This is a genomic window from Asaia sp. HumB (assembly GCF_030263835.1).
GTDB classification, from domain to species: Bacteria; Pseudomonadota; Alphaproteobacteria; order Acetobacterales; family Acetobacteraceae; genus Asaia; species Asaia bogorensis.
In genome coordinates this window covers 1,603,680-1,628,162 of record NZ_JARPML010000002.1, presented here as the reverse complement: position 1 = coordinate 1,628,162, position 24,483 = coordinate 1,603,680, and the positions used below count along the sequence as shown (strand labels likewise).

Genomic DNA, 24,483 nt, shown 5'->3' with positions numbered 1-24,483 from the left:
GGTTCCCGCTCTTTCTTTCATTCCGAAGTTGAACTGAACTGAATTGTATTCTAATTGGTATACAACAAGTTCCCCATCGAGCTGATGCCCGGAGTCACAGATGCCTTCCCTTGCGACATCACGCCCTGCCCGTCCCTTCTCGTGTCGTGCCGCGCTTCTCGTCACAACATTTGCAGCATGTCCTCTCTTGATGGGCGCGACAGCTTGGATCAGCCCGGCCAACGCCGCCGGCCAGAGCGCAAAACCGGCGCTGCACAGCAAGTCCGGCAAGACAAATGTGCATCGTCAGGCGGGTGCCCGTCGCCCGTCATCCCTCGCGGGCAGCAGTGAAACCGTGCATGTCTCGGCGCGGCGCGGCGTAACCAGTGCAGGCCAGCATGACGCTCATTCCGAAACCGTTCTGTCCCGTCAGGAATTGCAGAACCGGAACGTTCGGCAGCTGACAGATATCGTGCGCGTGGCACCCAACCTGACCATCCAGCCGAGCTTTGGCAGCGCCGCCCTCAATTTCGCCCTGCGTGGCGTGGGGCTGATGGATTTTACCCAGAATAACACCCCATCGGTCATGCCCTATGTCGATGGCATCGCCTATCCGGTCAGCATCATGACCACGGGTATCCTGTTCGATATGGATGATGTGTCCGTCGCCCCTGGTGCCTCGGGCTTCACCCATGGTCAGCCGACCACCGGCGGCGAGATCAACTTCCATACGGGCGACCCGACGCAGCAATTCCATGCGGGCCTGACCGAGGATATCGCCAGTTACGGGCGCAATCGCGTCGAGGGCTTCGTTTCTGGGCCACTGTCAAAAAGCGTGTCCTATCGCATTGCCGGTCAGTCCCTCACGGGTGGCGGCTTTCAGCACAATGCGCAGGGCACAGGTTACGGCAACAGCAATATCGGCGCGCTGCGCGGCAAGCTGCGCTGGAAGATTGATGAGACCTCGCGCCTTGATATCGGGGGCCATTGGACAACCGACCAGTCGGAATCCTCCTCGGGTCACAATCTCTACAATTCCTACGGCGTCCCCATCACGGGGGATATCTACCAGACGGCATGGGGTCTCGACCCGCGTTTTGCCAAAATCATTGGCATCAACCCCAACAATGCCAAGCCGCGTGAGGATAATCTCTTCTGGGGCGCGAATGTGCGCTACACCAAGGAATTCAACTGGGCACGTCTGTGGTCACAAAGCGCCTATGAGATGGTTGACGAGCATGAGCTGACGAACCAGACCAACTCGGTCAAATCCTACGGCAACATGTTCCGCAACAACCAGACCAACGTGTTTTCTCAGGAAGTAAAGCTGGAATCGCGTGACCCGAAAGCACGCTTCCACTGGGAAACCGGTCTGTATTACAGCCGCTCGCGCATGGCACAGAGCTTCTGGTACGACAGCTCTGATCGTCCCGGCACCACGCCGCTGAACGAGACGTCCTATCGTCAGAACCAGCAGAACTTCAACCAGTATGTGCAGCTCAGCTACCGCATCCTGCCCAAGCTCACGCTGATCGGCGCAATCAACCACGATTCCGACGACCGCCAGATGCTCAATCTGACGAGCACCAACGTCAATCTGAATACCGGACTCGCCACCTCGCAAACCAATTTCGGCAACTCGGGCGCGCTCACCAACCAGTTCGGCGGCCGTGTCGGGGCGCAGTATCAGGTGACGCCCAATATCATGGGCTATGCCATCTTCTCCAAAGGGTTCAAGCCCGGCGGCTTCTCGGCCAATATCACCCAGAACGCCAACCAGCTTCGCCCCTTCAAGCCTGAATCCGTGCTCACCTATGAGGGCGGCTTCAAATCCATGCTGTTCAACCGCCGCCTGCGCTTCAATGCGGCCGGGTTCTATTATGATTACCGCGACCAGCAGATCCTTGGCAGTATTCTGGTGCCGCCCTATGGCGTGCTGGGCGGCTATGTAAACGCCCCGCGCTCCTATATCTACGGTGCCGAATTCGACATGGAGGCGCATCCCTTCCACGGGCTCGTGCTCACCCAGAATTTTGGGTACCAGAATGGTGTGTACACCCAGTTCCAGAGCCTGAATCGCAGCGCAACCACGGCACAATTTGCTTCTACCGGTGTCTGGTCACCCGTCTATACCAATTACAATCGCTACAATATGGGGCTTGCCAATCTCACCCTGTCTGGCGCTGCCGTGTATAGCTGGAACGTATTTGCCGATTATCGCATGAGCTTCGACGTCGACTACAACTATCGTGGCGCGCAGACACAGCCGCAGCATATCGGTGATAGCGGCATCTATCGTGCACCGGCCTATTTCCTGCTCAACTCCTTCCTGACCTTTGCAGCGCCCAAGCAACACTGGTCGCTCACTGTTTATGGGCAGAATCTGGCCGACCGGCGCTACTGGCTGTCAGGCGGTACGCAGGCAACGTTCTATGGCGTCATCCCTGGCCTGCCCCGTTTCGTCGGCGCGAAGATCAACGTAACCTATTGATCGCACGATACGACCACCATTGAGGTGGGGCGCTTTGCCCCACCCCACTCGACCGGAGAGCCGATTTGAGCACCCATGACCTGAAACGATCCGCCCGTTATCGCCCCGGTATTTTCGTTCAGGTCATTATCGCCACGCTGGCCGGCATAGCGCTCGGTCTGTTTGCGCCTCAGCTTGCCCATCAATGCCGGTGGCTGACCGATCTCTTCCTGCGCCTGATCCTGATGATTGTGGGGCCGCTTCTGTTCTGCATTGTCGTGAGCGGCATCACCGGCGCTGGATCTCTGGGCGCCGTGGGGAAACTTGGCAGCCGGGCGCTCATCTATTTCGAGGCCATGACCACACTGGTTCTGCTGCTTTCGGTCGGGGCGGCACTCCTGCTCCATCCGGGGCGCGGCATGAGCTACACGCCCAGCCCCGAAGATGCGCACGCTGTTGCCAGCTATACCGCCAATGCTCATGCGTTGCACGGTCAGGGCATAACGGGGTTCATTCTCAACCTTATTCCCCGCTCCCCTGTGGCCGCCTTTGCTGAAGGCAATATTCTTCAGATCCTGTTTTTTGCCGTATTGCTTGGCTGCTGCCTGTCGCGTCTTGGCGAAGCAGGGGCTCCGGTGACGCGCCTGATCGAGAGTTTCTCCTCACTCTTCTCGCGCATGATGCGTGTGATCATTGCGACAGCGCCGCTCGGGGTGTTTGGCGCTGTGGCGATGACGGTGGCGGAGTACGGGTTGGATGCCATCAATCACCTAGCGGTGTTCGTCATCCTCTATTTCACCGCCATCGCTTTCTTCATCGTCTTCATCCTGGGTGGGCTGCTGGCTTTTTGCAAAATCAACCCTCTGCATTTTGCGCGTTATTTCCGTGAGGAAATCCTGATCGTTACCGCCACAACCAGTTCCGATTCCGTGCTGCCCAGCATCATGACCAAGCTTGAAGCCATGGGTATTTCCCGACAGGTGGTGGGGCTTGTCGTTCCGGCAGGCTATTCGCTCAACCTCGACGCCCTGTCGATCTATCTCGGTTTTGCAGTGGTCTTTCTGGCCGAAGTCACCCACACACCCCTTACACTCACACAGATTCTTTCGATGCTGGCGACGGCCCTCATCACATCGAAAGGTGCGCATGGCGTGCCGGGAATTGCCATCGTCGTGCTGGCAGCAACCCTTGCAGCCGCACCATCCATCCCGCTTTCGAGTCTTGTCCTGCTGATTGCCGTCGACTGGTTCAGTGGTATCGCCCGCGCGGTAGGCAACCTTGCAGGCAATTGCGTTGCGCCGGTTGTTCTTGCAGCATGGCAGGGCGCGCTGGACCGCGAACGGGCACACAAGATGCTCGGCACACATAACCGCTGAAACGGGATCTCATGAACACTGCCAATCGTTATCCGGCCCTTCGTCTGGCCGAAGCCTGCCAGGCAAAACTCGTCGCTGCCGGTGCACGGCCAGAAGATGCTGAACAGACCGTGCGCGCCATGATGCATGCCTCACGCCTCGGGACAGACAGTCACGGCGTCCGGCTGATCGGTTATTACGTTGACATGCTGGAAAAAGGGGGGGTGAACAGGGAGCCACAACGCGTCTTTACCCAGACGGCCCCGGCGACCGGTCGTCTGGACGCCGATTTCGGCCTCGCCCATGCCGCATCCTATGAAGCCATGGATGAGGCGATCGCGCTGGCACGCCATGCGGGCATTGGGGCCGTGACCGTGCATCACTCCACCCATTATGGCGCGGGCGGGGCTTATGCGCTGGCGGCAGCCGAACAGGGTTTTGTATCACTGGTCCTGAGCAACTCCGATCCCGCTGTCGCGCTGGCGGGAGGACGTACCCCTTTTCATGGCACCAACCCCATCGCCATGGCGGCCCCTGTCCGTGACCGGGAACCCTGGTTGCTCGACATGGCGACATCCTCCATCCCGTTCAATCGGGTCAAGCTTTACCGGAGCCTGGGCCTGCCTTTACCGCCCGAAGTCGCGCTGAATGAGCAGGGTCATCCGACGCTCGATGCCGAGCAGGCCCGGTTTCTGCAACCGTTGGGGGGAATGGCCTATGGCCACAAAGGGACAGCGCTGGCCGGGCTTGTCACAATTCTCTCGGCTGTGCTCTCGGGGGCGGACCCGGATCCCATCATGACCACGACGACCCAGGCGCAGGAAGGTCACAAACCACAGAATGTCGGTCACATCATGGTCGCCTTTGATCCGGCAAGATTTATCGGGCAGGAGGCTTTCGAGGCGGAAATGGCCTGCTACCTCGACCTGCTGCGCAATTCGCCGCCCGCAGAGCCGGACGTGCCGGTATGCGCGCCGGGCGACAAGGAGTGGGAAGAGGCGCAGAAACGTTTGCTGAATGGTATCCCGGTTGATCCGGATACCGAGCGCCTTCTTGGCCTTTCTGGCTGAGCTCGCCGGGTATCTCGAACGAGGTTCGCTCACACAAGCAGGGACCTTCCTGCTTATGGTGTCTGCCCGTTCAGACCCCATGAATTGCGAGACAGTGCCGGGAGGGCGCAGGCACCAAACACGCTCATCTCCCGTCGCTGCCAGTGACCGGCCTCGTTTGCGTTCTTTCACCCATGAACGCTCCCAACAAATGACCTTGTCCCGAACCTATCTGCGCTGAAGAACCCGGGATGCATCTCCTTGGTCTCTGCAATCATGTAACGGAAGTATCCAATAAGATTATTATATAATTATATGTTACATAAATCATTCTTTTCATTTATTGCCCGACAACGTGGGGTGTGATCGGATATTTCTTATTCGTATCATATCGGAATCGTCTCGAAGGGCGTCATTCATGCCAGAACACCGGTCGGCTTATAAAAAAAATCTTGTCGTGGCACTGATTTCGTCAACTGCCCTCTTCCAGGTCTCATCACCCTCAGCCCTTGCAGAATCCTCCTCCTCGATCCAGCAAGGCCAGAATCGCCATAAGCATCATTCTACGGGTGCTTCCTCCCCTGCCCGGCAAACCATCCCTGTATCGCGTCCCGCGCCCAGCCATCACAAGGCTGCGAGCAGTCATGCGGAAGGCGGCAGTGAAGCCATTATCGTCACCGGCACGCGCTCCTCAAATCGTCGGGTGCGTGACAGCTCGTCGCCGATCACCCTCTACACGCAGGCGCAGATGGAGCGTACTGGCGAACTCAATCTCGCCAGTGTCCTGTCACGTCTCGACCCGTCCATCACCGTCTCTGCACTGGGCAACGATACGGCAGCCCTGACCTCATCCATTCGCATGCGCGGGCTTTCGGCCAATGAGGTTCTGGTGCTGGTTGACGGCAAGCGGCGCAATATCACCGGCAACATGGCGGGCGGGACCACACCGGTTGATCTCAACATGATCCCGGCCGGGGCCATCGACCATATGGAAGTGCTGCGCGATGGCGCGGCTGCCATGTATGGGTCTGATGCCATCGCCGGCGTGGTAAACATCATTACCAAGAAAAGTGATCACGGCATCCATACCTATGCCCAGACAGGCGCAAACGCCTATAATGGCGATGGGTGGCAATATCTGATCGGTGCCGATGGCGGTCGCAAATGGGGACAGGACGGCTTCGTTCATATTTCGGGCCAGATTTACCACACCGATCATTTCGTGGCCGATAACAAGAGCACGCGCGACCATCGCTGGACCGCCAGTTCGAGCTGGCCTGCCAATTCGAACAAGATCGAAAGCACGCCTGAGGAAACACGCGAGAATCTGTCGATCGAATGGGGCAAGGATATTGTCGAGGGCCTGCGCACCTATGGGCTGGTCACCTATGCCCATCGCCATGCCGAAGCCTATGAGAACTACCGCCTCCCCGGGGCCTCGGCACCCACGACGGTCTATCCCTATGGTTTCTCCCCTCTGGAGACGATCGACGAAAACAATTTCCAGGCCAATCTTGGCCTGAAGGGTGATGATCTTTTCGGCTTCAGCTGGGATCTGAGCACGCTTTACGGGCAGGATGACGACGATATCGGCGTCAAGAACACCTATAATTCCAGCTACGCCAATGTGTATGGCTATTCCCCGACGACCACCCGTGCAGCGACCTACAGCATGGCGCAGTGGACGAGCAATTTCGACATGCGTCGCAATTTCAATGTCGGCATGGCCACACCCATGACGTTTGCCATGGGCGCCGAACATCGTCTGGAAACGTATCATGTGGGCGCAGGCAATGACGCTTCCTATCTCTATGGCGGCACATCCGGCTATGCTGGCATCTCGCCTGTCAGTGCGGGCCAATGGCAACGTAATGTCTGGGCCGGCTATCTCGATGGCGATTTTCACCCGCTGAAGCATTGGGATCTCGATTTTGCCGGTCGCTTCGAACACTACACAGATGCCGGCAATACCGAGACCGGCAAAATCACCACGCGCTACGATTTCACGCGCCGTATCGCAGTCCGCGGTACGATCAGCACCGGTTTCCGCGCGCCGACACTGGCCGAGGAGCATTACAGCTCGCTCAGCGTTTCTCCGACAGGTGCTTCCGGCCTGCTCGGGGCCAACAGCACGGCGGCGCGCTCCATCGGGGCGTCATCGCTCAAGCCTGAGCGGTCGACCAGCGCCGAGGGCGGCATCGTGCTTGAGCCGGTCGACCGCTTCCACATCTCTGCCGATGTCTATCAGATCAACATCCGTGACCGTATCCTGGCCGCATCCAGCATCGCAGGCACATCGGCTCTCGAAGCCATTCAGGCGGCGGGGGTTGATATCGCAACAGGCGGCAGCGTCTCCCTGAGCAATATCAAGGCCTATTACTACGCCAATGCAGCCAGTACCCGCACGCAGGGTCTGGATATCCAGAGTGATTACCGCTTCCTGCTGCATCGCTACGGCTCACTCGATCTCTCACTGCTGCTCAACCTGAACCGCACCGTCGTCACTCATCTCAATACCAATATCTTTGGTAATCCTTTCGCCAACGCCCAGACACAGGCTTCGGCACAGGGCGTGCCGCGCTCGAAGATCATCCTCAATGCTCATTGGGATTACGGCAAATGGGGGGTCAATATCCGCGAGACGCGCTTTGGCTCCTACAAGACCCTGCTTACCTATGAAGATCTCGCACCGTCTTCCGTGCGCTATTCCACCACCACCTTCCTGCCCTTCGAGAATACCCCTGTGTGGACCACTGATCTCGAAGTGGCTTATCGCGTCAACAAGCACTGGCGTCTGGCAATCGGCTCGAACAACATCTTCAACCAGCGTCCCCGCATGGTGCCTGCTGTGGTGAATTACCTCGGGCCGAAGATCTATGATTCAGCCTCTCCGCTCTCCATGACCGGCGCCTATTATTTCGGTCGTGTCGATGCGAATTTCTAAGCCGCTTTGTCGGGCTGCGACAAAGCCCCTTCTCAAGGCCAGCGCTGCTACAGGGCTGGCCACACTCCTTGCCGCAGCAGCGCCCCCTCCGGCCCAGACAGGGCCAAGGCCGGAGCCAGAGCCGACTCATATTTTCGCGCCCATTGATTATCCGACCGCGATCAATCGCTATCGTTCCGCTGATGGGACGCCTGGCCCCGATTACTGGCATAACCGGGCCGATTACCGCATTGATGTCGCGCTCGATGCCCCTACCCATCGCCTGACAGGGCAGGAGACCATCACCTACCGCAATAACAGCCCCAGCACCCTGAACGTGCTCTGGCTACAGCTCGAACAGAATATCTACCGCGAGACCTCACGAGGCGCAGCCGCCATACCAGCGCGTTTCAAGGCGCATGGCCACACCGAGGGGATGCAGATCGACCGTGTCGCTCTGCTTGACGCGCATGCAAAGGAAATTGCTGTCACACCGCTGATTTCCGACACACGGATGCAGATCTCTCTCCCTACCCCGCTTGCACCTGCCAGCACCGTGAAATTCACCGTATCATGGCATTACGAGATCCCAGGAACCTGGGGCGGTCGTACGGCCGCCACCCCGTCGCGAAATGGGGATATTTTTGAAATCGCGCAGTTTTATCCACGCATGGCCGTTTTTGACGATCTGCGTGGCTGGGACACAGCGCCCTATCTGGGGGGCGAATTCTACCTCGATTACGGCGATATCGATTATCGCGTCACGGTGCCGTCGAATTTCCTTGTTGTGGGATCGGGAGCGCTGCTCAACGAGAAGGACGTTTTGACGGCGGAGGAACGCCAGCGTCTGGAGCAGGCACGCATGAGCGAAAAACGCGTGCTGATACGCAATCAGGCCGATATCAAGGCCACCTCCCGCATATCTGCAAACGGCACCCGTCGCTGGCATTTTTTCATGCCCTATACGCGCGATGTGGCCTTTGTTGCCTCTGCTGCCCTGCTCTGGGATGCAGCGAAGCTTGATCTGCCGCCTGTTGCTCCAGCCCCTGGGCTGAAACCAGCCCCACGACTGGCTATGTCGGTTTACCCCGTGGAGGGTATCGGCCCACAGGCCTGGGACCGATCGACAGAATATGTGAAGCACAGCATCGAGTATTTCTCATCGAGTTGGTACCCATATCCCTGGGCCACAGCGATCAATGTCGGTGGTCATGGCGCTGGAATGGAATATCCCGGCATCGTTTTTGACGGCATGCAGGACCGTGATGCCAAGCTGTTCTGGATCACCACCCATGAGCTGGGCCATGGGTGGTTCCCCATGATTGTTGGCAGCAATGAGCGCCGCCATGGCTTCATGGATGAAGGGTTCAACACCTTCATCGACTCCCTCGCCTCTCAACACTTCAACAAGGGAGAGTTCGCCCCCAAGCAGGACGGCGAATATGCCCCCGACACGGGCAAGCCAGCGGATGATATCGTCAAGATCCTGAAAGACCCGGTCTATGACCCGCTCATGACCTCATCCACCATTCCGGGTCATGGCAATCGTCATGCCATGGCCTATTTCAAGGCGGCCTACGGTCTCGAATTGCTGCGCAGCCAGATTCTGGGGCCGGAACGCTTCGACCGCGCCTTTCGCCACTACATCGCCGTATGGGCCTACAAGCATCCGACCCCTTCGGATTTCTTTCGTCTGATGGAGAGCGATGCCGGTGAAGACCTCTCCTGGTTCTGGCGCGGCTGGTATTTCGAGAATCGCAGCCCCGATTATGCGCTCGATGCCATTGGGTATCCCGATAAGGACCCGAAAAAAGGCGTCTCGCTGACGATCAGCAACAAGGGTTGGCTGCCTTTGCCGGTTACTCTTGCCGTCACCCGTGACGATGGCAGCGTCGAACGCCTCGTGATTCCGACAGAAGTCTGGAGCGGCGGAAATACCCATGTCGTGACGCTCAAGGGCGGCAGCCCCGTACGGCGCGCGATCCTCGACCCGGATCACGTCATTCCCGATATCGATCGCAACAATGATGCGCTCAGCCCGGCGCCACACCCCTCTTCAGCCGCTTCTTCTCACTGATTTCAGGACCGTCTTATGTCTTTCCCTGCCTCAACGCCCGACCGCTGGCGTCAGCTTTTGTCTGCTTCCGCCCTGTCCTGTGCCGTCACGCTCTCGGCCTTCAGCCCTGCCCAGGCGGCACCGGGTGGCGACGCGCTCAATTTTGGCGGCGCCGCGACCAGTCGCCCCCCTATTCCCTCGACGCAGGGCGCGCATGGCATGGTGGTCTCGGCGCAGCATCTGGCCTCTGATGTCGGGGCAAAGATCCTGCGCGACGGCGGGAATGCTGTCGATGCGGCTGTTGCCGTGGGCTATGCGCTGGCCGTGGTCTACCCGGCCGCAGGCAATATCGGTGGTGGCGGGTTCATGACCCTGCACACACCAGACGGCAAAGCCTTCTTCATCGATTTCCGCGAACATGCCCCGCTTGCCGCCACCGAGACGATGTATCAGGACAAGGACGGCAAGATCATCAAGGGGCTCTCGACCATCGGATGGAAATCGATGGGCGTGCCTGGCACGGTGGCCGGGCTCGATCTTGCGTTGAAACGCTGGGGCCATCTGACACGGGCTCAGGTCATGGCACCCGCCATCGCTCTGGCCGGTGAAGGCTACACGCTCGAAGAGAATGACGTTCACCTGCTGAACACCTCGACCAAGGCCTTCATCAACGATCCCTACGCCTCGAAAATCTTTCTGCGCGCCGATCGCCAGCCCTTCACGACTGGCGAGCGCTTCAGACAGACCGATCTCGCCCGCTCGCTTCAGGCCATTGCCGACAAGGGGCCGGACGTTTTTTATCGCGGCTGGATTGCTGAAGAAACGGTGCGTGTCAGCAAGGCGAATGGTGGCTTGCTGACCATGGCTGATTTCGCCGCCTACAAGCCACGCATCATGGCGCCCATACGGTGCAGCTATCGTGGGTATCAGATTGATACCGCCCCCCCGCCGAGTGGCGGCGGTGTGGCATTGTGCGAAATGCTCAATATCCTGTCAAACTACGACCTGAAAGCTGAGGGACTCTACAGCGCGCGCTCGACACATCAGGAAATCGAGGCGATGCGTCATACCTATTCCGACCGGCGCGATCTGGGCGACCCGGCTTTCGTCAAAAACCCTGTGGCCCATCTGATCGACCCGGCTTATGCCGCAAAAATCCGCGCCGCCATTCCAACCGAAGACGCGGTACCCTCTGCCAGCCTCGTGGCGGGCGACCCCCAGCCTGAAAAGCGCGAAACCACACAATATTCGATCATGGATCATTCGGGCTACGCTGTCTCGGTCACCTATACGCTCAATGGCTGGTTCGGGGCGAAGGTCATGGCAGGCAGCGCCGGTTATTTCCTGAATGACGAGATGGATGATTTTTCGTCCAAACCCGGTGAGCCGAACATGTTCGGCATTGTCGGCAGCAAGGCCAATGCGATTGCCCCCGGCAAGACACCGCTCTCTTCCATGTCGCCCACCATTCTCTCCAGAAATGGCAAGGCCATCATGGCCATTGGCAGCCCGGGCGGTTCACGCATTCCCACCATTACCCTCGCGGCGATTCTGGGGGTAGTCGATTACGGCATGACCATTCAGGAAGCCGTCGACATGCCCCGCATTCACGAGCAATGGCAGCCCGAAGCCGTCGAGATCGAACCCGGTGCCCTGTCAGAACCCGTCATCGCCACCCTGCGCGCTCATGGCTATACGATTGAGACGCATCAGCCATGGGGCTCAGCCGAAGGCGTTCTCGCTGGTGGCGCAAAGCTGGGATCGCATCCCGACGGGCAATTCTACGGCGGCTATGATCGTCGTCATGCAGGCGGTGGCGCGACAGGAGAATAAACGAGGCACCCTTCGCTTCCGAATTCAGGGCTTCCAAAGGGCGACTGCCCTTTGGCGGGGGATAGGGCAGAGCCCCAAGCCTGTTAGCGCGAAAGACCACGCCCTTTATCCCACAGGCGCAACCCGCGCAGCGCCAGATCGGCAATACCGGGCAGCAGGCGAGGCTGCATGAGACCAGGATCGAACGCCGTCATGCGACGGGCGTTTTCACGATAGCAATCCTCGACAAAGTCGCGGAAGGAAAAGCCGTCGAGAAACAGATTGGTCTGGGTGACGGCAAAATCGCGCCCGTCATTGGGCTCCTGACCACGTTTCACCATCCCAAGCAGGCGGCTGAGCGCGCGGATATAGAAACGTAGCGATTTGGCGGAACGCCTTGCGCGGCCAAGGCCGCGACGCTTTTCTCGCCAGGCCATATAGTTGATGAAGAAAACGATATGCCGCGTTTCCTCGAACATCAGGATGTCGAAAATCTCGAACATCTTTTCGGGCAGAAACTGTGATTGACGGGCGCTTTTGAAAGCCCCGAAACCCAGAAAAGCGTCAAGGCACTCGCCAAAGCCAAAGTCGATAAAGGCTGTTTCGAGATCGGCAGGGAATTTCTCAAGCGGCTGCTTGCGCGCGTCCAGACCGTATCGTTCGATCATGACGCGAATCAGATCGGCGTGGCGGGCTTCTTCATAGCCCTGAAGCCGTACCGCCTCCTTGACCTCAGGATCGATGATCTGGGGAGTGAAGGCATCGACAATTGCGCCGGCCCGGCGCTCGGTGTGATACACCTCCTGCCAGAACGGTACGGCGCGGAGCCGGGTCAGTTCCTCCTCTGTCAGCTCGGGCCACGGCAGGGTTTCCGGATCGAAAACCTGATGCGTATCGATAAACTGCTGACAGAAGTAATGCTTATGGGCTTCTGACCCCGGCTCAATCACACTCATGCAGGCGCGTGCTGCTCCTTATGCCCGAGGCGGGCGCGTACGGCCCCCGATGCTTTTCCCCACAGACGATAGGCAGCCAGCCCGGTCTTGACGAGTGTCGGTGTCGTAGTGGGACGCAGCAGGCGGTGGTCGTAACCAGAGAAGCGGCGATCATTTTCATCAAGGCAAAGCTGCATCAGCTCTGGCACCTTGATGTCCATGTCCGTCATGTCCTTGGCGCCGGTCACGGTGAAATTGTTGTCCTGCGTGTGCTCGTTGCCCTCGGCATCGATCGAACGGGCCAGATCCATGCGCTCATAGGCGAGGAACGCCCAGACACCCAGAACACGCGCTTCAAAAACAGGGCGCTTCCACCACGGCATGGTGGCGCGATGCCAGGCCAGCCAGTTGGCAAAAAGCAGGATATGACGACACTCTTCCTGCATCACAGGCTCGAACGTCTCGATCAGTTCCATGGGGAACAGACCGGCACGCTCGGCAAGGGCAAACAGACCGAAGGCAAAGAAGCTATCCACACATTCCGAGAAACCGGTCACCAGATACGCCCACTCCGTGTCTTTCGGCTCGATATAGGGCGGCTCGGGGGCCATCGGGATGTTGTAGGCTTCAACAAGCTTGGAGAGCACCTCCTTGTGGCGGTTCTCCTCCCAGGCATTGCGACGCAGGGCGTCTTTCATGTCGGGATCATCGATCATATCGGCATAGGCCGCCATGCGCAGGCGTGCCTTGCCTTCGGTCTGCACGGCGATATCCCAGATCGGCAGCGAGGTGATGCGATGCAGGGTCTGCGGGTCGAGCTTCGGCCACTCGATGACCGAAGGCTTGTAAGGGTTGAAAGTCTCCCTGAACATGTCGGCTACGGCGCGCTTGTGTTCCTCAGTGCCCGGCTTGAGCGGGCCGGGAATGGCGCTGCTCCAGTGACGGGCTTCGAAATCGGCCTTGGCCAAGGTCTTGTCTGACGGCGCATCGGGAAGATGGCTGTAGAGTTGTTCAAGACGTGACATGAGAGAGACTTCCTCTTCTTATTCCTTGATATCGCTCATCTTACTGATGACGCGCGAGACGAGACCATAGGCAATGGCCTCTTCTGCCGACATCCAGTGATTGCGATCCGTGTCCTTGGCGATCTTCTCGTAGGACTGACCGGTTTCACGAGCAAACAGTCGGTTCAGGCGTTCGCGCATCTTGATGATCTCGCGGGCCTCGATATCGATATCGGTTGCCGGGCCACGAACACCGCCCATCGGCTGATGCAGCAGGAAGCGCGTGTTCGGCAGACACAGGCGACGCTCGGGACGACCTGCAGCAAAGATCAGCGCGCCAGCCGATGCCACCCAGCCCGTGCCGATCATGTTCACGGGAGCAATGGAATCCACAAAGCGGATCATGTCATGAATGGTGTCACCACTCTCGACATGGCCACCCGGTGAATTGACGTAGATATCGATCGGCTTGTCCGAAGCTCCGGCCAGTGCAAGCAGACGACCTGTGACATCACGGGCCACCTTATCGTTGATGCCGCCAAAGATCAGCACCTTGCGCTGCTCGAACAGCTTGCCCTCGATTTCGGTACCGGGGGCCTTTTCTGCGGGCTCCTTGGTCTCCGGGGAGTCGGGGTTCTGTGTATCGGGATCTTCATCATCGAGACGTGGTGCGATACGGAAGATGTCCTGAGGCGTCGTGCCACGCATTACGGTGTTCCTATGTCCATACAGCCTGTTCATCCCTTCTATGTTGCGCTTGATGGGCGGCCCTCACAAGAGCCCCGCCAATTTTTGCTGGGGATCAGGCATCTCGCCACGGGGGGCAGGAACGGTTAGGGTGACGCGAGCGCGGTGAACCCGGACAAGAAACTCATAAGGTCGATCAGAAGAAATGCAGAAAACAGGCTGGCTGCACAAAGGCCTTGTCATGACAGGCATGGCGTCGCTCACGATGCCCCTGGCCGCCTGCGGTCACAGAGACGCCGTCGATACGGTCGGTAACTGGTATCATCAGTACCAGGGCGGCGAGATTGCCAAGCAGCGCCCCCCTGCACCGGGGGCTCATGGCAACTACCCCCATGTCGGGCTCACACCAACTGCCCAGGTCGATCTGCCCAGTGCCCCGGCCCGGAAGGCTCTTACAGACAAGCTGACGCTCCAGCGCAACCTCAGCCAGCATCTGGCCGTGGCTGACGGCCCACTCATCATTCCGGCGCCGCCGCCGCCACCGCAGCCCAAGCCACGCCCCTCCGGCGATGACAGTGGCTCATCGATGAGCGTTGTGGCACCCGGCCAGACACCGCCAGCGACGCCTGCACCAGCAGCGGCACCGGCAGCGGCACCGGCTGCTGCACCAGCGCCTAAACCTCCGGTTGCCAAACCGGCAGCGAAGAAGGCTGCGCCAGCCGAAACAGTGCCGCCCGAAGCCGCCCTGCCTGAGGTCACACGTTTTGCGCCGCCGCCGATCAAACCGGGCGAGCTGCCGCAAATCGGCGATCTGCCGCCCCAGGCGCCACGTTTTCCCGGCTTCGATATTCCGCGCGATGCCGCCCTGCCGGACATTGCACCGCCCTCTTATGATCTGACCGAGCCCCATGGCACGCTGATCCGTTTCAAGCAGGCCTCCGATCAGATCGCGAATGGCCAGGACGGCACGATCGGCAAATTCCTCGGCACACGAGGCCCTCATGACGTGGTCTATGTGAAGGGTTTTGGCGAAATCACGTCATTCCGCCCTGAAGAGCAGGTTATTGGCATCAAGCTCGGCCTGCTGCGCGCGCGCGTGGTGGCACAGACCCTGATTCTGCACGGCGTCCCCGCATCGGATATCCGTCTGAGCGCCGGTGCGCTGGGGCGTGGCGCGAGAATTGACCGCTCGCCTTACTGAGGACGGTTCACCCGGTTCTGGAAACAGGTTAGTGAAGATTGTCGGAGTCGCCCTGACTCCGGTAATTTTATTTCAACCCTGTGCCCCCGAGCCGAAAAAATGACCGAAGAGTTTCACCGTATCCGTCGCCTGCCGCCCTATGTCTTTGCCGAAGTGAACAAGGCCAAGGCCGCGGCCCGAGCGCATGGTGAAGACATCATCGATCTGGGCATGGGCAACCCCGACAGCCCCACACCGCCCCATATCGTCAAGAAGCTTGTCGAGACCGTGGCCGACCCGCGCAGCCATCGCTACTCGGTCAGCCGTGGTATTCCCGGGCTGCGTCGTGCGCTGGCGGGGTATTATGAGCGCCGCTTCGGTGTGGATCTGAACCCCGAGACCGAAGTCATCGCGACGCTGGGCTCGAAGGAAGGTCTGGCCAATCTGTCCTCGGCCATTACCAGCCCCGGCGACACGATTCTGGTGCCGAATCCGTCCTACCCCATTCATCAGTTTGGCTTCATCATTGCGGGCGCTTCGGTACGCTCCATTCCCGCCACGCCGGATGAGGACATGTTGCGCGCGCTTGAACGGGCAGTGCGCCATTCCGTCCCCAAGCCCACCGCGCTCATCGTGAACTTTCCGTCCAACCCGACGGCCTTCACGGCATCGCTGGATTTCTACAAGGAGCTGGTCGCTTTCGCCCGTCGCGAGCAGATCTGGATCCTGTCCGATCTGGCCTATTGCGAAATCTATTTCGGCGACGAGCCGCCACCGTCGATCCTGCAGGTGCCGGGCGCCAAGGATATCGCGGTCGAGTTCACCTCACTGTCGAAGACCTATTCCATGGCCGGCTGGCGCATGGGCTTTGCCGCAGGCAACCCGCATCTGATCCAGGCCCTCACACGCATCAAGTCCTATCTCGATTACGGCGCCTTCACCCCCATTCAGGTGGCGGCTGTCGCGGCCCTGAGCGGCCCGCAGGATTGCGTGGCCGAAATTCGGGACATGTATCGTGAGCGTCGCGACGTGCTGATCCGCGGGCTGCATGCTGCGGGCTGGGACGTTCCCTCTCCCCAGGGCTCGATGTTTGCCTGGGCGCCTATCCCGGAGCGCTTCGCCGAAATGGGCAGCGTCGATTTCAGCAAGCTGTTGCTGAAAGAGGCTGGTGTGGCCGTGGCCCCGGGTCTGGGCTTTGGTGAATATGGCGAAGGCTTCGTTCGTATCGGTCTTGTCGAGAACACGCAGCGCCTGCGTCAGGCTACGCGTGCCATCAAGACCTTCCTCAACAAACACGGCGTCAAACAGGCAGAGGCAGTTTCGTGAACGGTCAAACACTTCATCTTGGTATTGCTGGTCTTGGCACGGTCGGGGCTGGCGTGGTGCGCCTTCTGCGTGAGAACGCCCAGGCCATTACTGCCCGTGCCGGACGGACCATCGAGGTGGTCGCTGTCTCGGCCCGCGATCGCACCCGCGACCGTGGCGTCGATCTTGCCGGTCTGACCTGGCATGATGACCCCATTGCGCTGGCCAGTGACCCGAAGGTCGATGTGGTGCTGGAACTGATTGGCGGCGCAGAGGGGTCAGCCCGTACGCTGGTCGAAACCGCCCTGAAGGCTGGCAAGCCGGTCGTAACCGCCAACAAGGCCCTGCTTGCCATTCATGGTGCGGCTCTGGCCACGCTGGCCCGCGAGAACAACACCTCCCTGCTGTTCGAGGCCTCGGTGGCAGGCGGCATCCCGGCCATCAAGCTCGTGCGTGAAGGTCTCGCGGCCGATAATCTGGTGCGCGTTGGCGGCATCCTGAACGGCACCTGCAACTACATCCTGACCGCCATGCGCGAGTCGGGCCGCGATTTTGGCGATATCCTCGCCGAGGCGCAGGCTCTTGGATATGCCGAAGCCGACCCTTCCACCGATGTCGATGGCTGGGACGCTGCCCACAAGCTCGCCATACTTGCCGGCCTTGCCTTTGGTCAGCCGGTGCGGTTCGACAGCCTGCATGTCGAGGGAATCCGCAACATCGCCGCGTGCGATCAGGCCTTTGCCCGCGAGATGGGCTATCGCATCAAGCTGCTGGGCAGTGCGCGCCGTGATGAGCAGGGCGCCATCGAGGCCTCCATGCGCCCATGCATGGTGCCGCAATCCGCTCCGATCGCGAATGTGGACGGCGTTTTCAATGCTGTCCTGACCGAAGGCGCCTTCAGCGGCCCGATGCTGATTGAAGGCCGTGGTGCGGGTGCAGGACCGACCGCCAGCGCCGTAATGGCGGATGTGATCGATCTTGCCCGGGGAACAGCCCTGCCCGTATGGGGGATGGACCCACGGCCCGAAATCGCCTGCGCCCCGCGCGAAAACCTGGCCGGGCAGTATTATCTGCGCCTCTTTGTGCAGGATCGCCCCGGCGTGGTGGCCGATATCACAGCGGCCTTGCGCGACTATGGCGTATCCCTGCGCGCCCTCTCGCAACATGCGGCGGAAGAGGCCGGAAAAGCGGCTTCTTCACAGACGGTTGTTCCCCTGGCGCTTGTCACACATGAAACCAGCGAGGCGGCCATGCTTTCCGTCCTGACGGCCCTCGAGCCCCTGGAAACTGTCGTCGGCACACCGCTGCTCATGAAAATCGAGACTGTGTGATGTGGCAAAGGCGGCACATCCCGGCATAACAGGGCGTGTCGCAATTCCGGCTCAGCTGGATAGAGTACAGATAGGATATACCGGATGCCTTTCTCTCCTAAGTATAAAGTGACGGATCGCAACCTCGCGCTCGAGCTCGTGCGCGTGACAGAAGCTGCGGCCATCTCGTCATCGGCCTGGACTGGCCGTGGGGAAAAGAACGAGGCTGACGGTGCAGCCGTCCAGGCCATGCGGGCCGCTTTCGACACCGTCGCGATCGAGGGTACGGTCGTGATTGGCGAGGGCGAGATGGACGAAGCCCCGATGCTCTACATCGGCGAAAAGGTGGGTGCCGGCGGTCCCAAGATGGACATCGCCGTCGACCCGCTCGAGGGCACCAATCTCTGCGCCAAGGACATGCCGAACGCCATGACGATGGTGGCTCTGGCCGAGAGCGGTAATTTCCTCCATGCGCCTGACATCTACATGCAGAAGCTGGTGGTGGGCCCGAACCTGCCGGACGATCTGATCGATATCGACGCCCCGATCGAAACCACACTGCGTGACCTCGCCAAGGCCAAGGGCAAGGATATCTCCTCGCTCACCATGTGCGCGCTCGACCGCGAACGTCATGAGGAGCTGATTGCCCGCGCCCGCGAAGCTGGTGCACGCGTTATGCTGCTGACCGATGGCGACGTTGCTGCCGCCATTGCGGCCTGTATGGATGAGAGCCGCGTGGACATCTATGCGGGTTCGGGTGGCGCGCCGGAAGGTGTTCTGGCTGCCGCAGCCGTGCGCTGCGTGGGTGGGCAGATGCAGGGCCGCCTGATGTTCGAGGATGAGAGCCAGATCGAGCGCGCCCGCTCGATGGATCCGGGCAATGACCCGACCCGCAAGCTCGGCCTGCATGACATGGCCCGTGGCGACGTGCTGTTCTCGGCGACTGGTGTCACGACCGGAACATTGCTGCGTGGTGTGCGCTTCTACGGCCCGACCGTTGCCCGCACTCATTCCATCGTCATGCGCTCCAAGTCTGCCACGGTGCGCTTCATTGAAGGGCGGCACAATTTCACCACCAAGACGTGGGCAGGTCACTGATCCCACCCTATAAAGGAGCGTATGTCTGACGCTCCCACGATCATCGCTTCGCCAGAACCGGTTCTTTCTGTCCATGAAAGTGGCAGTCAGCGTTCCTGGGTCTGGCGCGATGACAGGCTGGCCAGCGGTGATGGTCGCATCGCCCTGGCCATCGCGCAACGCGCTGCCATTCCCGAATTACTGGCCCGCATCCTGCACAGCCGCGGGGTCGATGCCGCCCGTATTCCGGCTTTTCTCGACCCGAAACTGCGCGACTGGCTGCCAGACCCGTCCTGCCTGACAGGCATGAATGACGCTGCCCTGCGACTGGCCAACGCCGTCAAGACGGGTGAGACCATTGGCGTCTTCGGTGATTACGATGTCGACGGTGCCTGTGGCACCACCCTTCTTACCGAAACGCTTCGCGAGCTGGGATGCCCGGTCTTTTTCCATATTCCCGACCGGCAGAAGGAGGGTTATGGCCCCAACGGGCCAGCCCTTGAAGGCCTGCGCTCCAAAGGGGCGAGCCTACTTATCTGTGTCGATTGCGGGACGGCCTCCGTTGATCTGCTCACCAGCCTCAAAGAGGATGGTGATATTATCGTGCTGGACCATCACAAGCCAGACGGGGCCATTCTGCCTGACTGTCTGGTGGTCAACCCCAACCGCCTCGACTGCGAGTCGGGGCTAGGGCATCTTTGCGCCACGAGCGTCGCCTTCCTTGCGCTGATTGCTACCTGCCGGACGTTGCGCGCGTCGGGCTGGTTTGACGCGCATGAGGAGCCTGCCCTGCTGCGCAAGCTCGATCTGGTGGCACTGGCCACAATCTGCGATGTGATGCCCCTGCGCGACCTCAACCGCGCTTTCGTCGCCCAAGGCCTGCGTGTAATGGGCCGTGGCGAGCGGCTGGGCCTGTCCACCTTGGCCTCCGTGGCAGGGGTGAAAGAAACAGCCAGCGCCATGGCCTGTGGCTTTGCCATCGGGCCACGAATCAACGCGGGCGGCCGTATTGCGCAAGCCGAACTCGGGGTAAAGCTGCTCCTGAGCGACGATGCGTTCGAGGCCCGCGCACTGACCGAAAAACTCGATGAAATCAACCGGCAGCGCCAGACTGTCGAGGCAGATATCCTCAACGATGCCTATGCCCAAGCCGAAGCGCAGCTAGAGGCTGGTCACGCGGCCCTGTTCCTGCATGGCGAGGACTGGCATCCGGGTGTTGTAGGTATCGTCGCCAGTCGTATCCGTGAGCGCTGCAACAGGCCTGTGCTGGTTGGCGCTCTTCGGGATGGCAGGATCAAGGGCTCGGCCCGCTCTGTGCCGGGCATCGACCTTGGCGCGGCTGTAATCAATGCCTGCCAGTCGGGGTTGCTTCTTACCGGTGGCGGTCACGCCATGGCGGCCGGGTTCTCTCTTGACGCAGCAAGAGCAGCGGAATTCCACCAGTTCCTTGACGAGGCGCTTGCCCAGGCCAGACTCCGCCCGCGCCACGACTCACTATGCATAGACGGCGTACTGACCCTTCGTGGAGCAACGACGGAAATTGCCGCACAGCTGGCACGCCTCGGCCCCTTCGGGGCTGGCCATGAAGAGCCGGTCATTGCCATCAGCCGCGTTCGTGCCGTCAAGACCGAGCGTATCGGGCGCGATGGCAACACGCTGCGTGTCATCCTGCAGGGCGAGGATGGTGGCAGGCTGCGTGGTCTGGTCTTTCGCGCCGCAGACAAGGCGTTCGCTGCCCTGCTGGAAGACCGGGCCATGCCGGTACTTCACGTGGCGGGGCAACTGCGCTGCGAGCAGTGGAACGGTCAGGATATGCTGAGCTTTTTTATTTTGGACGCTGCCACGATTTAGGGTTGACCCCCATCCGGGGGTGAGATAATCAGCCGCTCACGCCTCCAGTCCCGTTCGTCTAGAGGCCTAGGACACCGCCCTTTCACGGCGGTAACACGGGTTCGAATCCCGTACGGGACACCACGCTACAGGCCGGATTTTTCGGTACAAAGCGATGACGCAGATGCGGAATTTCTAGAAAAACAGAACAGCGTTTCAAGTCAGACAGTCTGGCATTTTACTGCTTGGTCGTCTGTTGTCCTGCACCCTGATAGGGTCAGGAAGTTCACGGCCAATCCCTTACAGGCAAATCGCGCCTCTCATTCAAAAGCGAATATCTGTAGGCGGCGTCTTGAGCCTCCAGCTACGGCCTGCCCGCATCCGACACATCACATCAGTTCGGGCCACCCCCGTCAGCCACCGGGACGCCACTGTCCGAAGGTGTCTCTGCCATGAGGCGCTGGATGCGCTCAAGATCGCCTTCTGTAGCCGGATTGTAGATGATCAGGCCCAGATCTGGCCGCCCATCGACCGCGAACCCTGAATATTCGAGTTCGATCAGCCCCACCGCAGGATGTTGCAGGCGCTTGGTTCCCTCACCCTGCTGCAACACGTCATTATGCTGCCAGAGCGCCGCGAAATCCGGGCTGGCAGCGCTCAGCTCAGCGACAAGCCTGTCGATCTCGGCAGAAGCACCAGCCCGCACCACATCGGCACGAAAAGCCGCGACCACTGAATAAGCAAGGCTCGACCAGTCTGTCTGCATCGCGCGTATACGGGGCGTACAAAAGACGATCTTGAGGATATTGCGGTCTTCCCGCGCCAGCTTGCTGTAATCGGTGAGCACACAGGAGGCAGCCCTGTTCCAGGCAACGACATCCCACAAGGCTGTCTTGACGATGGCTGGGCTCCAGGTGAGCGCATCAAGCACACGTTGCAGGCGCGGCGTGATGCCTTCGGCCGCCCTGTACCGCCGTTCCGGCGGATGCCCGAGCGCCAGCATATACAGATGCTCCCGCTCTGCTTCGGTCAGCAGCATCCCCTTGGCAATACGATCAAGCACATCCGCCGAGGGCGAACCCGCCCGCCCCTGCTCCAGCCAGGTGTACCATGTGGGGCTGATATTGGCGCGTTGCGCGACTTCCTCCCGGCGCAGCCCCGGCGTGCGTCGCCTTGTGGCGGGAAAGCCGAAAGCCGCCGGATCGAGACGATCACGCCTATCTCGCAAATAGGCGCCAAGGGCGGTGGGAGATGTCACGGCAAGCCTGTCAGTGCTGGTACTATGATAACGTCACTACTGTAACAGGATGACTATGGCGGCCATAATCATGATCTGACAACTGAGGAAGCTGGATCATGCGCGTTTTTCTGACCGGGGCGAACGGTTTTATCGGCGCCAAACTCGTTGCGGAACTTATTGGGGCTGGCCATCAGGTGCTTGGCCTGACGCGCTCGACGGCTGGCGCACAAAGACTTCAGGCCGCAGGTGCAGAGGCGCTGCACGGCGATCTTGAGGATCTCGCCAGCCTGCGCGCAGGAGCGGCAGGGAGCGACGGCGTTATCCATACCGCGTTCGACCATGACTTCGCGCATTATCTTGCCAATTGCGAGAAAGACCAACGCGCTATCGACGCCATCGGTGAGGCGCTTGAGGGTTCGAACCGCCCCTTTGTAATCACCTCCACAACGCTGTTCGGCGAAGCCCATCCCGGCGCGTGCGCGGATGAGGATGTCTTTAACGCCCAGCACAAGAATCCACGGGTCATTTCGGAAATCGCAGCGCAGGGGATGATTGATCGCGGCCGGAATGTCTCGCTGGTGCGTCTGTCGCAAATTCACGATACGGCGCGTCAGGGCCTCGTGACATTCCTGATCCAGCTCGCCCGCGAGACAGGGCGTGCCGCCTATATTGCGGACACAGATCATCGCTGGTCGGCAGCCCCTGTTTCGGCCACCGTCACACTCTATCGTCTGGCGCTTGAAAAACAGGCCCACGGCGCACGCTATCATGCAACGGCGGAAGAAGGTGTGTCGGTACGCGCCATTGCGGAAAGGATCGGGCAAACTCTCGGCTTGCCCGTCACCGGACTGAGCGAGGATGAGGCAATGGCTCATTTCGGCTGGTTATATAGCTTCGTCAGCAAGGACATGACGGCCTCGAGTCAGAAGACGCAGCAACGCCTTGGCTGGCAGCCCATTGGGGCCAGCTTGCTGAGTGACGTTGCTAATCTAAGCCCTCAGATGGCGTAAGTCGGCAGATCGTAACCTTGCTGGCGTATCCCATAAGGGCTGCGCCAGCTTGTTTTTGACCACTCACCGCGCTCACTGCAGCTGAAACCGCCATCTCCCTGCCGAACGTCCGAGGCCGGCTGCATCTCCGGGGCACGAAAACCGGAGCGGCGTGCCGGGGCCAGAGAGATGCTGTTCGCGCTCCCGGATCGTGATCACGCCAGACCATCTGCTTGATTCCTGCCTGAAATTCATCACAGATGAGGGAAACCTGACGGATATTCATGGATCATGATCGACATTCAGCCGCTGGCCATTTTGCGTGAAATCCATCGCACCGGCAGCCTGACACAGGCAGCAGAACAATTATGCCTGACCCAGTCAGCCGTCAGTCATGCCATCCGCCGTTTCGAGGACCGTTACAGCGTCAAGCTGTTCGAACGCGAAGGCCACAAATTGCGCTTTACCCTCGCCGGTGACTATCTGCTCGGGCTCGCCCAGCGCGTCCTGCCTCAGCTTGAGCATGGCGCCGGTGTGCTGGAAGATTATGCGCGCGGTCGGCGGGGCTCGATCCGTATCGGTATGGAATGTCACCCCTGTCAGGACTGGCTGATGCAGGTGGTCGATCCGTTTCTTGCTGCGTGGCCTGATGTCGAACTCGACGTCACGACCGCCTTTCAGTTTGGCGGCCTGACGGCTCTGCTCGGCCATGAAATCGATATTCTCGTCACGCCCGATCCGATTGCGCGCCCGGAGCTCACCTTCACGCCCGTCTTCGACTACGAGCTCGTACTGGCCGTGTCCGACACGCACCCTCTGGCGCAGAAACACCATATCGAACCTTCCGACCTTACAACCGAAACGCTGATCACCTATCCCGTCTCGCGCGAGCGGCTCGATATCTACACGCAATTCCTCGTCCCGGCCCATGCCCTGCCGCGGCGGCACCGCACAGTGGAAACCACCGATCTGATGCTGCGCCTTGTGGCATCCGGACGGGCTGTCAGCGCCACACCGGACTGGCTGCTACGCAAGGTGAGAGGGGTGAAAGGAGTCAGGATTGGTAACGGAATTCTCAAATCCATCCACCTGGGCCACCGCACGGGTACGGCACCCCCATATCTGGACGGATTCATCAAACTGGCAGCCAGTGTCAAAATCGACTCATGACGCCGATGATCAACGGCGCCGGGCCTACAGCATCCCGCGTGTCTTTCTGACACGACGAGGAATGACATGACAGATTGTCATGTTATGACGAATTATAATCATTTGTCTTCAT

The 24,483-nt window shown here is 60.0% G+C and carries 17 protein-coding genes and 1 tRNA gene; 14 read left to right on the top strand and 4 right to left on the bottom strand.

Going from position 1 to position 24,483, the window contains the following annotated elements:
- Positions 1–100 precede the first annotated feature (100 nt).
- The 6 genes from P5689_RS08415 to ggt all read left to right on the top strand — a co-directional run bounded on the left by P5689_RS08415 (position 101) and on the right by ggt (position 11,665).
- A complete protein-coding gene (locus P5689_RS08415) occupies positions 101–2,470 on the top strand; it encodes a TonB-dependent receptor domain-containing protein (RefSeq protein ID WP_285532802.1) in 2,370 nt (789 codons plus the stop codon).
- A gap of 65 nt (positions 2,471–2,535) precedes the next feature.
- Complete coding sequence (locus P5689_RS08410) at positions 2,536–3,825, top strand: cation:dicarboxylate symporter family transporter (RefSeq protein ID WP_285532801.1); 1,290 nt, start codon at positions 2,536–2,538, stop codon at positions 3,823–3,825.
- Positions 3,826–3,836: 11 nt separating this feature from the next.
- A complete protein-coding gene (locus tag P5689_RS08405) occupies positions 3,837–4,874 on the top strand; it encodes an Ldh family oxidoreductase (RefSeq protein ID WP_285532800.1) in 1,038 nt (345 codons plus the stop codon).
- 397 nt (positions 4,875–5,271) lie between these two features.
- Positions 5,272–7,797 (top strand): TonB-dependent receptor plug domain-containing protein, encoded by a 2,526-nt coding sequence (locus tag P5689_RS08400; protein ID WP_408868537.1) that lies wholly within the window; start codon positions 5,272–5,274, stop codon positions 7,795–7,797.
- Positions 7,784–9,853 (top strand): M1 family metallopeptidase, encoded by a 2,070-nt coding sequence (locus P5689_RS08395; RefSeq protein ID WP_285532797.1) that lies wholly within the window; start codon positions 7,784–7,786, stop codon positions 9,851–9,853. Before P5689_RS08400 ends, P5689_RS08395 begins: the two co-directional genes overlap by 14 nt.
- A 15-nt stretch (positions 9,854–9,868) precedes the next feature.
- A complete protein-coding gene (ggt, locus tag P5689_RS08390; RefSeq protein ID WP_285532796.1) occupies positions 9,869–11,665 on the top strand; it encodes a gamma-glutamyltransferase in 1,797 nt (598 codons plus the stop codon).
- An 83-nt stretch (positions 11,666–11,748) separates the two neighbouring features.
- Here ggt and P5689_RS08385 read toward each other — a convergent pair whose 3' ends face one another.
- The 3 genes from P5689_RS08385 to P5689_RS08375 are packed head-to-tail and all read right to left on the bottom strand — an operon-like array spanning position 11,749 to position 14,291.
- Entirely contained in the window at positions 11,749–12,600 is an 852-nt protein-coding gene (locus P5689_RS08385; RefSeq protein WP_285532794.1) for a hypothetical protein, read from the bottom strand.
- Positions 12,597–13,604, bottom strand: a complete 1,008-nt coding sequence (locus P5689_RS08380) for a hypothetical protein (protein WP_023979737.1) — start codon at positions 13,602–13,604, stop codon at positions 12,597–12,599. The genes P5689_RS08385 and P5689_RS08380 overlap by 4 nt, the downstream gene beginning before the upstream one ends.
- An 18-nt stretch (positions 13,605–13,622) precedes the next feature.
- Positions 13,623–14,291: an ATP-dependent Clp protease proteolytic subunit gene (locus tag P5689_RS08375; RefSeq protein ID WP_023979736.1), complete on the bottom strand. Its 669-nt coding sequence runs from the start codon at positions 14,289–14,291 to the stop codon at positions 13,623–13,625.
- A gap of 184 nt (positions 14,292–14,475) precedes the next feature.
- On the opposite strand from P5689_RS08375, the gene P5689_RS08370 reads away from it, so the two are divergent.
- The 6 genes from P5689_RS08370 to P5689_RS08345 all read left to right on the top strand — a co-directional run bounded on the left by P5689_RS08370 (position 14,476) and on the right by P5689_RS08345 (position 21,116).
- Positions 14,476–15,471 (top strand): hypothetical protein, encoded by a 996-nt coding sequence (locus P5689_RS08370; protein ID WP_062163718.1) that lies wholly within the window; start codon positions 14,476–14,478, stop codon positions 15,469–15,471.
- Between the two features lie 99 nt (positions 15,472–15,570).
- A complete protein-coding gene (locus P5689_RS08365; protein ID WP_062163717.1) occupies positions 15,571–16,776 on the top strand; it encodes an LL-diaminopimelate aminotransferase in 1,206 nt (401 codons plus the stop codon).
- The gene (locus tag P5689_RS08360; protein ID WP_062163716.1) at positions 16,773–18,086 is read left to right on the top strand and encodes a homoserine dehydrogenase; all 1,314 of its coding nucleotides are present in this window, start codon (positions 16,773–16,775) and stop codon (positions 18,084–18,086) included. The genes P5689_RS08365 and P5689_RS08360 overlap by 4 nt, the downstream gene beginning before the upstream one ends.
- Positions 18,087–18,170: 84 nt before the next feature.
- Positions 18,171–19,163, top strand: coding sequence for a class II fructose-bisphosphatase (gene glpX, locus P5689_RS08355; RefSeq protein WP_023979732.1), 993 nt, complete (start codon positions 18,171–18,173; stop codon positions 19,161–19,163).
- A gap of 21 nt (positions 19,164–19,184) precedes the next feature.
- A complete protein-coding gene (recJ, locus tag P5689_RS08350; RefSeq protein ID WP_285532789.1) occupies positions 19,185–20,993 on the top strand; it encodes a single-stranded-DNA-specific exonuclease RecJ in 1,809 nt (602 codons plus the stop codon).
- A gap of 47 nt (positions 20,994–21,040) precedes the next feature.
- Positions 21,041–21,116 (top strand) — tRNA-Glu (locus tag P5689_RS08345).
- Positions 21,117–21,366: 250 nt separating this feature from the next.
- On the opposite strand, the gene P5689_RS08340 is transcribed toward P5689_RS08345, so the two are convergent.
- A complete protein-coding gene (locus P5689_RS08340; protein WP_285532788.1) occupies positions 21,367–22,230 on the bottom strand; it encodes a helix-turn-helix transcriptional regulator in 864 nt (287 codons plus the stop codon).
- A gap of 98 nt (positions 22,231–22,328) precedes the next feature.
- On the opposite strand from P5689_RS08340, the gene P5689_RS08335 reads away from it, so the two are divergent.
- Together P5689_RS08335 and P5689_RS08330 are read left to right on the top strand one after the other, a co-directional pair.
- A complete protein-coding gene (locus tag P5689_RS08335) occupies positions 22,329–23,222 on the top strand; it encodes an SDR family oxidoreductase (protein WP_285532786.1) in 894 nt (297 codons plus the stop codon).
- A gap of 270 nt (positions 23,223–23,492) precedes the next feature.
- A complete protein-coding gene (locus P5689_RS08330; protein WP_285532785.1) occupies positions 23,493–24,371 on the top strand; it encodes a LysR family transcriptional regulator in 879 nt (292 codons plus the stop codon).
- Positions 24,372–24,483 lie beyond the last annotated feature (112 nt).

What these genes read in the sequence shown, in the direction of transcription:
- P5689_RS08405 (WP_285532800.1), top strand. Translation starts at nt 3,837, where the DNA reads ATGAACACTGCCAATCGTTATCCGGCCCTTCGTCTGGCCGAAGCCTGC.
- P5689_RS08370 (WP_062163718.1), top strand. Translation starts at nt 14,476, where the DNA reads ATGCAGAAAACAGGCTGGCTGCACAAAGGCCTTGTCATGACAGGCATG.
- P5689_RS08395 (WP_285532797.1), top strand. Translation starts at nt 7,784, where the DNA reads ATGCGAATTTCTAAGCCGCTTTGTCGGGCTGCGACAAAGCCCCTTCTC.
- P5689_RS08365 (WP_062163717.1), top strand. Translation starts at nt 15,571, where the DNA reads ATGACCGAAGAGTTTCACCGTATCCGTCGCCTGCCGCCCTATGTCTTT.
- ggt (WP_285532796.1), top strand. Translation starts at nt 9,869, where the DNA reads ATGTCTTTCCCTGCCTCAACGCCCGACCGCTGGCGTCAGCTTTTGTCT.
- recJ (WP_285532789.1), top strand. Translation starts at nt 19,185, where the DNA reads ATGTCTGACGCTCCCACGATCATCGCTTCGCCAGAACCGGTTCTTTCT.
- P5689_RS08375 (WP_023979736.1), bottom strand. Translation starts at nt 14,291, where the DNA reads ATGCGTGGCACGACGCCTCAGGACATCTTCCGTATCGCACCACGTCTC.
- P5689_RS08380 (WP_023979737.1), bottom strand. Translation starts at nt 13,604, where the DNA reads ATGTCACGTCTTGAACAACTCTACAGCCATCTTCCCGATGCGCCGTCA.
- P5689_RS08385 (WP_285532794.1), bottom strand. Translation starts at nt 12,600, where the DNA reads ATGAGTGTGATTGAGCCGGGGTCAGAAGCCCATAAGCATTACTTCTGT.
- P5689_RS08400 (WP_408868537.1), top strand. Translation starts at nt 5,272, where the DNA reads ATGCCAGAACACCGGTCGGCTTATAAAAAAAATCTTGTCGTGGCACTG.
- glpX (WP_023979732.1), top strand. Translation starts at nt 18,171, where the DNA reads ATGCCTTTCTCTCCTAAGTATAAAGTGACGGATCGCAACCTCGCGCTC.
- P5689_RS08335 (WP_285532786.1), top strand. Translation starts at nt 22,329, where the DNA reads ATGCGCGTTTTTCTGACCGGGGCGAACGGTTTTATCGGCGCCAAACTC.
- P5689_RS08415 (WP_285532802.1), top strand. Translation starts at nt 101, where the DNA reads ATGCCTTCCCTTGCGACATCACGCCCTGCCCGTCCCTTCTCGTGTCGT.
- P5689_RS08330 (WP_285532785.1), top strand. Translation starts at nt 23,493, where the DNA reads ATGATCGACATTCAGCCGCTGGCCATTTTGCGTGAAATCCATCGCACC.